Origin of the sequence: Corynebacterium sp. HMSC063G05 (assembly GCF_001810555.1) — a bacterium.
Classification (GTDB): domain Bacteria; phylum Actinomycetota; class Actinomycetes; order Mycobacteriales; family Mycobacteriaceae; genus Corynebacterium; species Corynebacterium jeikeium_D.
In genome coordinates, this window is record NZ_KV801833.1 from 21,412 (window position 1) to 33,120 (window position 11,709).

Below are 11,709 nucleotides of genomic sequence, written 5' to 3' on the forward strand. Positions count from 1 at the left end.
AGTGCAGCCCCCTCAATCGGGTTAAAACCTTCTTAATTAATTCACCTGGAATTAAGAATGGAAAATACACTTGGGGACGAATGTAAAAGAATAGGTCTTCCTTTTGTTCCGGATAGTGGCTATCTGGCCCCACACTTCGGGGTAGGTCGAGCCACTTTCACGGCCTTGATGGGCGTGCACCAGCCAGGTGCCGAGAAAAAGAAATCCCAATTCGTGCATTTCCTGAATACGTTTTGACTCCCTAATTGTGAGGAGGCCGTCGTGATAGTGGCGCAATCAGCCCTACGGCTCGAGGCATCATGGGTGGATTACTCCATTGTTGCCCTATACTTCCTATTCGTCCTAGGCATTGGCTGGGCTGCACGAGCCAAAGTGTCCAGCTCCATTGACTTCTTCCTCTCTGGGCGCTCACTGCCGGCTTGGGTGACAGGGTTGGCGTTCGTCTCAGCCAACCTAGGCGCAGTGGAAATCGTCGGTATGTCCGCAAATGGTGTGGAATACGGTTTCCAGACCATGCACTACTTCTGGATTGGTGCGGTTCCCGCCATGGTGTTCCTGGGCATTGTCATGATGCCCTTTTACTATGGCTCCAAGGTTCGCTCAGTACCAGAATTCATGCTGCGTCGTTTTGGTCCCGGAGCGCACCTTGTCAACGCGATTTCATTCGCCGTCGCGCAGCTGCTCATCGCGGGTATCAACCTTTTGCTGCTGGCCAAAGTGGTCAATGCGCTACTCGGCTGGCCACTGTGGCTGACATTGGTCGTCGCTGCAGTCATTGTGCTGTCCTACATCACGTTGGGCGGACTGTCCGCAGCGATTTACAACGAGGTACTTCAGTTCTTCGTGATTGTCGCAGCTCTAATGCCACTGACTCTAATCGGTCTGCACAGCGTCGGCGGCTGGTCGGGGCTTAAGGAAAAAGTTGCCACTGAATCGCACTTCCACACCTGGCCGGGCACGGATATTTCTGGTTTTGACAACCCGGTAGTTTCAGTCATCGGATTGGTATTCGGTTTGGGATTCGTGCTGTCCTTTGGCTATTGGACAACGAACTTCGTGGAGGTTCAGCGATCCATGGCAGCCGATTCGCTGTCGGCCGCACGCAAGACTCCAATTATCGGCGCGTTTCCAAAGATGTTCATTCCGTTCATCGTGGTGCTGCCGGGCATGATCGCCGGCGCGACTGTCGCACCCATCATGGATCAGACTGCCAAGCCTAACGACGCAATTCTGTACCTAATGAGAGATTTGCTTCCCAACGGCCTGCTGGGCATCGCTATTGCAGGGCTACTAGCAGCCTTTATGGCAGGTATGGCGGCGAATATCTCCGCGTTCAACACAGTCTTTAGCTACGACATTTGGCAGACCTACGTCGTCAAAAATCGAGCAGATGATTACTACCTCAAGGTTGGTCGTATCGCTACCATTGGCGCGACCGGCATCGCAGTGTTCACCGCATTGATTGCCGATAATTTCGGCAACGTCATGGACTACCTGCAGACGCTATTCGGCTTCTTCAACGCACCGTTGTTCGCTACCTTCCTTATCGGTATGTTCTGGAAGCGCATGACGCCGACAGCAGGTTGGACGTCTCTGCTCGCAGGAACGGGTGCTGCGATTTTGTACTGGTACATCTCCGAGTTCACGTCGGCAAGCGCAACCATCTTTGAGCTGCCGGGGCAAGGCACTGCGTTCGCTGCCGCCTCCGTGGCATTCGTCGTCGATATTGTGGTGGCTGTGGTCGTTTCGCTCATGACAACGCCGAAACCCGATGAGGAGCTGGTGGGCTTCGTCAAGTCCGTCACGCCGAAGGCTCACTTCACAGACGCTGCTGAGGCAGAGCTGCCATTGTTACAGCGAACTGTTCCGCTGGGTATTTTGTGCCTGGTGATGGCCGTAGTTCTTAACATCGTTTTCGCATAGGAGCTAGTGAGAAATCATGTCACGGACACACAACAATTCAACTGTAGAAGCGACTATCAGCACCGGTAATAAGAAAGCAGGTGCCTTTGACATTCGCAATGTCATTGGGGCGCTGCTTGGTCTTTACGGCATCATTTTGCTGCTGTCGTGGCTGTTCCTCGATCCTGGAGTTAACCCGGAGACCAGTGTTGCCAAAGAGCCGATGTATAACCTGTACAGCGGCATAGCCCTGCTTCTCTTTGCAATCGTTTTCTATGCCTGGGCAAAACTGCGCCCAACGGTTGTCGAAGAATCATAAGGAGTAAAAATGACAACCGATGACCAGCCTTCTCACGCTTTTTCGGTAACGCGCACTACGCTTGCCGACGGTCGCGAGCTAATCTACTTCGACGATGAACCGGACTATGTCTCGGGCAAAAAGACTCGAAAGTTAACCGACGAACGTGATTTGCCACAGGCGATTACGGAGTCGGAGCTGCGCCAAGATCCGCTGACAGGTGATTGGTACTGCTACGCGGCGCACCGCATGAACCGCACCTTTATGCCTCCTGCTGGTGAGAACCCACTAGCTCCGACGCTGCCGGAACAACTTCCCACAGAGGTGCCTGCCAGTGACTACGACGTGGTGGTTTTTGAAAACCGCTTCCCTTCGCTTTCCATGCACATGGAAGTTCCGGATGACTTTGCCCAAACTGTCGACGGCGCCGAGATTTTCCCGCGGAAGCCGGCCTTGGCTCGGTGCGAGGTTGTCTGCTTTACCCCGAATGTTTCGGACTCCTTCCGGGATCTGACCTTTACTCGTGCTCGCACCGTTATTGAAGCGTGGGCGCACCGCACTGCGGAACTCAGCAAGCTCGAAGGTGTGAGGTTGGTGTTCCCCTTTGAAAACAGGGGCAAGGAAATTGGGGTAACGCTGCAGCATCCTCATGGGCAGATTTACTCGTACCCGTATCTGCCCCCACGTGCGGCAGCCATTGTTTCACGCGCGAAAGCCCACTTCGAAACCACCGGTCGTGACCTCTTTGAGGATGTCCTGGAGGCCGAAAAGGCTTCAGGTCGACGGATCATCGCAGAAGGGGAGTACTTCACCGCATTCGTCCCAGCTGCAGCTAAGTGGCCAGTCGAAGTCATGATTATGGCTAACCGCGCTGTCGGTAGTTTTCAGGAGCTGACCGATGCGGAGAAGGACGAACTGACAGCAATGTACCTTGACCTGCTGCGACGTATTGACCGATTCTTCCCCGGCATCGACAAAACGCCGTACATCGCAGCATGGAACCAAGCTCCGGTAGGCGAGGATCACCAGTTTGGCCGCCTCCACCTGCAGCTCTATTCCATGATGCGCTCTGCAGGACGCATGAAGTTCCTCGCGGGTTCAGAGTCCGGGCAAGGAGCCTGGATTTCGGACACGACCCCGGAGGCAATCGCTGACCGCTTCCGGGAAGTTGGCCAGACTCGCTGGCTTCCCACTCGCTCCCATAAACAGGCGGTATCTGACGTAACTGAGCAATTCCGCCGCAGTTTCGGTTCGGAACCACAGGGCGTCTTCCGCGCCCCAGGCAGAGTCAACCTGATTGGCGAGCATGTCGATTATGCCGGTGGTATCTGTCTGCCATTCGCGTTGGCACAGAGTACTTTCGCAGCGGTGGGTGCCCAGGCTGCTGGTGACTCGTGGACAGTGCGAGTTGTTTCGGACTTGATGGACAAGGACGACGCCGCAGACGGTGACAAGCCGGTTGCTATCGCAATGTCCGATGTCGGTCCGAACTCTCCTGCAAATTGGACGGGATACGCAGTTGGCACTATCTGGGCTATGCGTGAGGCAGGGCTGTTGCCCGCGGATTGTCCAAGCCTTGACATTGCGATTTCCTCCGATGTTCCGATCGGTTCCGGGCTCTCCAGCTCCGCCGCTCTGGAGTGTTCTGTCGGCGTTGCAGCCTTTGAGCTCGTCCACGGGCGCGCACCAAACGATGAAGAGCAGCAGGGAATTGTTGAGGCGGCTATCCGCGCAGAAAATGAGGTCATTGGTGCCTCTACCGGCGGTCTGGATCAGCGTATTTCCATCAAGGGCAAGGAAAACCACGCACTGGTCATTGATTTTGCGAAGAGTTCTGACCAGCTTGTAAAGGCTGCTTTCGCAGACGAGGACCTAGAGGTTTTGGTAATCAACACCAACGTTCGGCATAGTCTCTCGGATGGTCAGTATGCGACGCGTCGCGGAATCATCGATGCCGTGACAAATGGTCTTGGGGTATCTGATTTCCGCGGTCTGGATGATGCAGTTGGTGCTGCTATCAATTGGGCGAAGGAGAACGTCCCAGCTGAGGCAGATAGGGATCAATGGGTTGATACCGTGGCGCGCCGAGTACGTCACGTTGTTACCGAAATTGACCGGACGGCACAGGCGATTGAAAAGCTTTCCGAGGGGGACTTCGAGGCCTTTGGCACGTTGATGGTGGCAAGCCATCTTTCGCTGAGGAATGACTACGAAGTTTCCTGTCCAGAGCTGGATCTTGCTGTGGACGTAGCGCTTGAGCAGGGGGCGCTTGGTGCCCGAATGACTGGCGGTGGCTTTGGCGGCAGTGCCATTGCGCTGCTGCCACACGACCGTGTCAGTGCTGCAGCGAATGCAGTTGCGTCGGCCTTCCGTGACAGAGGAATGCCGGAACCGGAGTTTTTCGTTGGAAATCCCGGGCCGGGAGCAAGCCGCCTAGTTTAGGCGGTATTCCCCCCCCCGGTCTTGGGGGGGGGCTACTGCAATGCAATCTCCTTCCGCTGCGGCTTGAGCAGCGTGGTGAGGAAGATTAGCACCACGGCAAATCCCGCGGCGGTAAACATCGCAATGCTATAGCCACGAATCAAGTCGTCGGCGGCAGGAGCTGGCGCACCAGTGCTGGACAGGCCAGCGGCAATAACAGCTGACAGTGCCACAAACAGTGCAGTACCGACAGCGCCGGCAACCTGCTGCAGCGTGTTCATAATTGCTGAGCCATCCGGGTAGAGGCGCTTCGGAAGATCACCAAGACCGAATGTAAACAGCGGAGTAAACAGCAGCCCCAGGCCAATCTCAAGGACGATGTGGCAGGCGACAATCCACCATAGCGGAGTCGATGCTGAGATGAAGCCGAGCCCGAAAAGACCGAGGGCAAGGACAATGGAGCCGGGAATTGCCAGTGGGCGCGGACCATAGCTGTCAAAGAGCCGGCCGACAGCCGGTCCCATCAGACCCATAACCAGTGGACCAGGCATCACAATCAAACCAATAGTCTTGACGTCGACACCTCGCAGATTGAGGTAGAGCGGCAAAATGATGATCACACCGAACATCAGCATGAAACCAATGGTCAGAATGATTGTGGACAGACTAAAGCTCTTTGTGCGGAAGGTTCGAAGATCCAGCAGAGCTCGGTTGTGCGGTGCCAAGCGGCGCTGGCGCATGATGAAGAACACCAACAGCACGATGCCGACTGCGCACAGGATTCCGTCGATAAGCGAAAACTCTGCGCCTACGCGGCTCAGCGCGTACACCAGCGGGCCGAATGCGCCGGCACTGAGGAACACCGAGAGGATATCGATGGGCTTCGCGGAGTTTTCCTCAATATTGGGAACGAGGATGACGCCCACTACCAGCACAATTAGGCCGAGCGGCAACATCGTGTCGAAAAGCGCATGCCAATTGTTATTGGCAATCTCCAGAATGAGACCGGAGATGGTCGGTCCGATAGCAGGCGCGACAGCGATGACCACGCTCATTCGTCCCATCATGCGCCCGCGCTCATGCTCCGGTACTACGTTGAGCACCGTGGTCATCAGCAGCGGCAGCAGCACTGCGGTACCGGACGCTTGGACAATGCGTGCGAGCAGAACGATCGCGAAGTTTGGCGCGAAAGCACCGATGAGAGTGCCCACGACGAATAGTCCTTGACTGACCGCGAAAAGAATGCGGAACGGCACTGCCGAAATGAGAAATCCAGTGACCGGAATGACAACTGCCATGGTCAGTAGGAACGATGTTGTCAGCCAGCCTGCGGTAGCTGCGCTGATTCCGAGGTCCGCCTTGACGACGGGAATTGCGACGCTCATGACCGTCTCGTTCAAGATAGCCATGAATGCCGCAGCTAGTAGCACGTAAATGGCCATATAAGCACTTTTGGGCGCATCGGCCTGTGGTGCCTCCGAACTTGGGCTGAGTTCGGAATCTTCAGATTCAGAAACCAATTGAAGTCTCTTTCTATATATCGGTACAGAAATAGGTAATTGTCGAAGATATGGAATCTTAGCGCAACAAAAACCCCGTCGTAAGTCGACAAAAAGGCAAAGCGGACGGGGGCATTGGCACACAAGTTGGCCAACACATTCTAAGGTAAGGGAGAAAGATAAACCCGTTGGGAAAGGACAATAGCTGTGAGCAATATCAAGGTCGGCGTACTTGGCGCCAAGGGCAAGGTAGGGTCCACCATCTGCGAGGCAGTCGAAGCCGCCGACGATTTGGAGCTGGCAGCGGGTCTCGACTCTGGCGATGACCTGAATGAACTTGTCACCGCTGGTGTGCAGACCATTGTTGACTTTACTCAGCCCGACGCTGTGATGGGCAATCTTGAGTTCTGCATTAAGAATGGCATCAACGCCGTCGTGGGTACTACGGGTTTTACCAAGGAGCGCCTCGATCAGGTGCAGCGCTGGCTTGACGACGCCGCCGGTGAGGCCAATGTTCTTATTGCACCGAACTTCGCAATCTCCGCGGTACTGACGATGAAGATGGCGGAGCTAGCCGCTCCGTACTTCGATTCCGCTGAAGTTATCGAAATGCACCATCCTTTTAAAAAGGATGCCCCCTCGGGCACCGCTATCCACACTGCTGAGGCTATTGCCCGTGCTCGCAAGGAAGCAGGCATGGGGGAGCAGCCCGACACCACTGAGCAGACTCTGGATGGTGCTCGCGGCGCCGATGTCGAGGGCATTCCGGTGCACGCAGTCCGTATGACCGGTTCGGTGGCTCACGAGACCGTTATCTTCGGTGCTGAAGGACAGTCGCTTACCATTAAGCAGGACTCCTACTCGCGTACCAGCTTCGTACCGGGCGTACTGCTGGGAGTGCGTAAGATTGAGGATTTTCCGGGTCTGACTGTGGGACTGGAGCCGTTCCTGGGTCTTTAATAGCCGGGAGTTAACTAAAAGTGTCTGAAAATGTCACTCTCAAGGCGCAGCTAATCGCCGCGACCAACTTCTTCCCGCCGGAGGACATCGACTTTGATAGCGATGCCGATGGTGGGGAAGCATTGATTGAGTTCTCCGGCAGGGCTTGTTATGAAACGTGGGACAAGCCTAATCCGCGAACTGCGACGAATAGGGGATATCTGCGGCATGTGCTCGAGGTAGGCCACACCTCACTTTTTGAACACGCAAGTGCAAGCATCTATGTTCGTGGCCTGTCGCGCTCGTGTGCACATGAACTCACGCGGCACCGTCACTTTTCCTTTTCGCAGTTGTCGCAGCGGTTTGTGCCGGCCAGTTCCAACAATGTTGTGGTTCCTCCCGCAATTGCGGAGGACCCGGATCTGTTGCGAGTTTTCGAAAGCGCGGTTGATCAGTCCCGTTTCGCCTATGGTGAGTTATTAGACGCACTGGAAGAAAAGTGGGCCGACGAGCCCAACGCTATCTTGCGGCGAAAGCAGGCACGCCAGGCAGCCCGGGCGGTTTTGCCCAATGCCACCGAAACTCGAATCGTGGTTACTGGTAATTTCCGGTCTTGGCGCCACTTCATTTCGATGCGTGCGACCGAGCATGCCGATGCTGAAATTCGGGAGTTGGCAGTGGCATGTCTGCGGGAGCTGCAGCGCTGCGCTCCTGTTGCTTTTGGGGATTTTGAGATCAACACTCTGAAGGATGGGTCGGTCGTCGCGTCGAGTCCTTACGCCTTCGAGGGGTAATCGCACGTACAGTGTGAAGATATAGTCGATTGAGATTTTTAAGAAAAGGTAGTCAACAATGAGCACAGGAATTGCGTCAACTCGCGGTGCTGACATTTTCGGCACTGTCGCCGTAGCTATGGTGACCCCTTTTGATAAGGACGGAAGCCTCGATGTCAAGGCAGGTGTGCAGCTCGCTGGGCACCTTGTAGACGGCGGCTGCGATGCACTCATTCTGGCCGGTACTACTGGCGAGTCGCCTACTACGACCGTTGAGGAAAAGCTTGAGCTTCTCCGAGCTGTCCGTGCAGAGATGGGTGACGAGGTTAAGCTCGTGGCCGGTGCCGGCACCAATGACACGGCCGGGTCCATCGAGCTGGCAAAGGCTTCTGTGGAGGCGGGCGCGGATGCGCTGCTCGTCGTCACGCCGTATTACTCCAAGCCGTCCCAGGAGGGGCTGTACCGTCACTTTACGGCAGTGGCTGACGCAACCGAGGCGCCGGTGTGTCTGTATGACATTCCACCGCGTTCGGTTATTCCGATTGAAGTTGATACCATTTACCGGTTGGCGGAGCACCCGAGAATCCAGGCTGTTAAGGACGCCAAGGGGGATTTGGGAGCTGCCGCCGGCATTATCGCTAATACTGATTTGGCGTGGTACTCCGGTGACGATGTGCTGAACCTTCCGTGGCTGTCTATTGGCGCCACCGGGTTTATTTCCGTTATTGGACATGCAGCCCCGCAGCTGCTGGCTGAGGTGCGCTCTTGCTTTGACAAGGGAGACCTTGCTGGTGCGCAGGCTGCCCACGCGAAGATGACTCCGCTGTTTGCCGCTCAGGCTGCACTTGGCGGTGTAAGTTTTGCTAAATCCGCTCTGCGTCTGCAGGGCATTGAGATAGGAGATCCACGCTTGCCGCAAATTGCAGCAAATGACCAGCAGCTTGAGGTGCTTGAAGAAGCTATGCGGAAGGCAGGTGTTCTGTAGTGGCTGAAGGACGCAATCGCGCCCGCAAGGTAACTCGTAAGGCTGGTCCGCCTTCCGAGTCCGACGTGGCTGCAGCAGAGCAGTCCAATAACTCTGCATCCAAGGGTTCCGACAAGGGTGGAGCTAAATCCAACGGCTCGAAGTCCTCGCAGCGTTCCGGTGAGCGTAAGAACTCCGGTAACGCTAAGAAGTCCCAAGGTTCCTCGAATTCTTCCAACCGCGGTTCCCGCGGTGGTCGCGGTGGCCGTGGAGGTAATCGCGGAAATAGTTCGAGGGGTGGCCGTGGCGGACGCGGTGGCAACCGTCGTAACGTAGTCCAGTCGATGCAGGGTGCGGACTTGACCCAGCGTCTTCCTGCACCGCCGAAGGCCCCCAAGGACGGCCTGCGCGTGGTTGCACTGGGCGGTATTTCCGAAATCGGTCGCAATATGACCGTGTTGGAGTACAAGAACCGCCTGATCATCGTCGACTGCGGCGTGCTGTTCCCGAGCTCGGATGAGCCGGGTGTTGACCTGATCCTGCCTGACTTCTCCTACATGGAAGACAAGTGGGATCGCGTGGAAGCTCTCGTGGTCACCCACGGTCACGAGGACCACATCGGTGCTATCCCTTGGTTGCTCAAGCAGCGCGCGGACATCCCGATTATTGCTTCTCGCTTTACCCTGGCACTGATTCAGGCCAAGACACAGGAACACCGTCAGCGCCCGAAGGTCATCGAGGTCAACGACACCAGCCACATTCAGCGTGGCCCGTTCGATCTGCGTTTCTTCAATGTCAACCACTCGATTCCGGAGTGCCTTGGCATCGTCATTAAGACCGGAGCCGGCATGGTCGTCCACACCGGTGACGTGAAGATGGATCAGACCCCGCCGGACGGAAAGCCGACTGACCTGCCGGCGCTGAGCCGCTACGGTGATGAGGGAATCGACCTCTTCTTGTGTGAGTCCACCAACGCTACGATTCCGGGCTTCTCGGGATCCGAGGCGGAGCTGGCTCCAACTCTGCGCCGTCTGATTATGGATGCCAAGCAGCGCGTTATCGTCGCGGCCTTCGCATCGAATGTTTACCGCGTGCAGGCGGTCATCGACGCAGCTGTTAAGGCTGGCCGCAAGGTTGCCTTCAACGGTCGCTCTATGATTCGCAACATGCGCATCGCGCAGGAATTGGGGCTGCTGACCGCTCCGGAAAATACCATTGTGGAAATGAACGAGGCCGCTCGCATGGCGCCCCACAAGGTCGTGCTGGTGACTACCGGTACGCAGGGTGAGCCAATGGCTGCGCTGTCTCGCATGGCCCGCCGTGAGCACCGTCAGATCACCGTCCGTGATGGCGACCTGATTATCCTCAGTTCTTCGCTGGTACCCGGTAACGAAGAGGCAGTCTTCGGCGTTATCAACATGCTGGCCCAAATTGGTGCCACGGTTATCACCGGTAAGGATGCGAAGGTTCACACCTCCGGTCACGGCTTTGCCGGCGAGCTGCTGTTCCTCTACAACGCAGCTCGTCCGTCGAACGTCATGCCGATTCACGGTGAGTGGCGCCACCTCCGTGCCAACAAGGAGCTGGCTGTGTCCACTGGCGTGAAGCCAGAGAACGTTGTCCTGGCTCAGAACGGTGTGGTAGTCGACCTCGTTGATGGCCGCGCTCGTGTAGTTGGCCAGGTTCCGGTCGGTAACCTCTACGTCGATGGCGTCACCATGGGTGACGTCGACGCTGACGTGCTGGCAGACCGTGCTGAAATGCGTGAAGGTGGTGTTATCACCGTCACAGCCGTCATTGATAACCGCACTGGCCGCCCGTTGGAGAAGCCACGGGCTCAGGCTCGCGGTTACTCGGACGACGCCAAGGAAGTGCTCGAAACCGTCGAGCAGGTCGTTGACGATACTCTCTTTGACCTGGCTGGCAGTGGCGAGAACAACCCGTACCGTATGGCTCAGGAAGTTCGTCGCCGCACCGAGCGTGTCATTAACCAGAAGTGGCGTCGCAGCCCGATGGTTGTTCCGACAATCGTGCCGATGTCCTCTGAGGCAGCCGAAGAGGTTACCGATGAGGAAATCCAGGAGTCGCGCGAAAGTATCTAAATTTCTAGAGCGTCTTTTAGCGTAAGAGCCCGCATCCACCTACAACCGTGTGGATGCGGGCTTCTCCGTGCCTGGTCTAGGCTGGAGCTATGACTTTTGCTGAACGGGAACGTGAAGACCTAGCTAATCTACTGCTCAGCGTCGGCCCCGACGCCCCGACCTTGTGCGAGGGGTGGACGACCCGGGATCTTGCCAACCACCTGTACATTCGTGAAAACCGTCTGGATGCCGCGGGCGGGATGTTCGTCAAGGCGCTTTCGGACCGCCTCGATGCTGTTACCGCTGAGGTCAATCGAATGCCCTACGTCGAAGTGGTGGGGAAGTGGGGTAGTGGTGCTCCGCGATGGAATCCAATGAACTGGGCAGACCGCTACGTCAACGCTGCGGAGAACTTCGTCCATCACGAGGATGTCCGTCGTGCCCAGGAAGGCTGGACCGTTCGTCAGCTGCCGCCCTCCGGAGTGTCGGACCTGTGGCGTCTGGTCACTACTGCCGGCCGTATGATGTTGCGCGGTTCGACCTCGACCGTGGTGCTAATGCGTGACGACGGAGTTGCGGTGACCCTAATCGACAACAGTGCTAAAGGTGCTCCAGTTGTGACTGTCCGCGGAAGCGTCGGGGAACTGGTGCTGTGGCTCTATGGCCGTGACGAGGTACGCGTCACCATCGACGGTGACGAATCGGGCATCAAGCGCAACAGTCTTTAAAATCACGTTCTCAGTTCTGGACGGTCGCGACAGCACGCCTGTTAAACAATGACACGCGTGTGACTAATGTGAAAACGATCCGGTGTTAGCTGTAAGGTAATGGT

9 protein-coding genes are annotated in these 11,709 nt (G+C 56.5%); 8 read left to right on the plus strand and 1 reads right to left on the minus strand.

Features of this window, described 5'->3' with window-relative positions; genetic code table 11:
- Window positions 1-261: 261 nt before the first annotated feature.
- Genes HMPREF2751_RS00925 through galK form a run of 3 tightly spaced genes read left to right on the plus strand, consistent with a single transcriptional unit; the run spans window position 262 to window position 4,642 of the window.
- The gene (locus HMPREF2751_RS00925) at window positions 262-1,923 is read left to right on the plus strand and encodes a sodium:solute symporter family protein (RefSeq protein ID WP_172954607.1); all 1,662 of its coding nucleotides are present in this window, start codon (window positions 262-264) and stop codon (window positions 1,921-1,923) included.
- Window positions 1,924-1,939: 16 nt separating this feature from the next.
- Window positions 1,940-2,221 carry a hypothetical protein gene (locus HMPREF2751_RS00930; protein WP_049170832.1) on the plus strand — a complete coding sequence of 94 codons (282 nt, stop codon included), beginning with the start codon at window positions 1,940-1,942 and terminating at the stop codon, window positions 2,219-2,221.
- Window positions 2,222-2,230: 9 nt separating this feature from the next.
- Window positions 2,231-4,642 (plus strand): galactokinase, encoded by a 2,412-nt coding sequence (galK, locus tag HMPREF2751_RS11015; protein ID WP_083280582.1) that lies wholly within the window; start codon window positions 2,231-2,233, stop codon window positions 4,640-4,642.
- Window positions 4,643-4,674: 32 nt separating this feature from the next.
- On the opposite strand, the gene HMPREF2751_RS00940 is transcribed toward galK, so the two are convergent.
- Window positions 4,675-6,063 (minus strand): MDR family MFS transporter, encoded by a 1,389-nt coding sequence (locus HMPREF2751_RS00940; RefSeq protein ID WP_246823122.1) that lies wholly within the window; start codon window positions 6,061-6,063, stop codon window positions 4,675-4,677.
- A 264-nt stretch (window positions 6,064-6,327) separates the two neighbouring features.
- Here HMPREF2751_RS00940 and dapB point away from each other — a divergent pair, with 264 nt between their 5' ends.
- The 5 genes from dapB (at window position 6,328) to HMPREF2751_RS00965 (ending at window position 11,605) form a co-directional block, all read left to right on the plus strand.
- Complete coding sequence (gene dapB, locus HMPREF2751_RS00945) at window positions 6,328-7,080, plus strand: 4-hydroxy-tetrahydrodipicolinate reductase (RefSeq protein ID WP_070595167.1); 753 nt, start codon at window positions 6,328-6,330, stop codon at window positions 7,078-7,080.
- Between the two features lie 20 nt (window positions 7,081-7,100).
- Entirely contained in the window at window positions 7,101-7,853 is a 753-nt protein-coding gene (gene thyX / locus HMPREF2751_RS00950) for an FAD-dependent thymidylate synthase (protein ID WP_016422599.1), read from the plus strand.
- 58 nt (window positions 7,854-7,911) lie between these two features.
- Window positions 7,912-8,817, plus strand: a complete 906-nt coding sequence (gene dapA / locus HMPREF2751_RS00955) for a 4-hydroxy-tetrahydrodipicolinate synthase (protein WP_070595169.1) — start codon at window positions 7,912-7,914, stop codon at window positions 8,815-8,817.
- Window positions 8,817-10,898: a ribonuclease J gene (locus tag HMPREF2751_RS00960; protein WP_070595171.1), complete on the plus strand. Its 2,082-nt coding sequence runs from the start codon at window positions 8,817-8,819 to the stop codon at window positions 10,896-10,898. Before dapA ends, HMPREF2751_RS00960 begins: the two co-directional genes overlap by 1 nt.
- Window positions 10,899-10,987: 89 nt before the next feature.
- Window positions 10,988-11,605 carry a TIGR03085 family metal-binding protein gene (locus HMPREF2751_RS00965; RefSeq protein WP_049170848.1) on the plus strand — a complete coding sequence of 206 codons (618 nt, stop codon included), beginning with the start codon at window positions 10,988-10,990 and terminating at the stop codon, window positions 11,603-11,605.
- Window positions 11,606-11,709 lie beyond the last annotated feature (104 nt).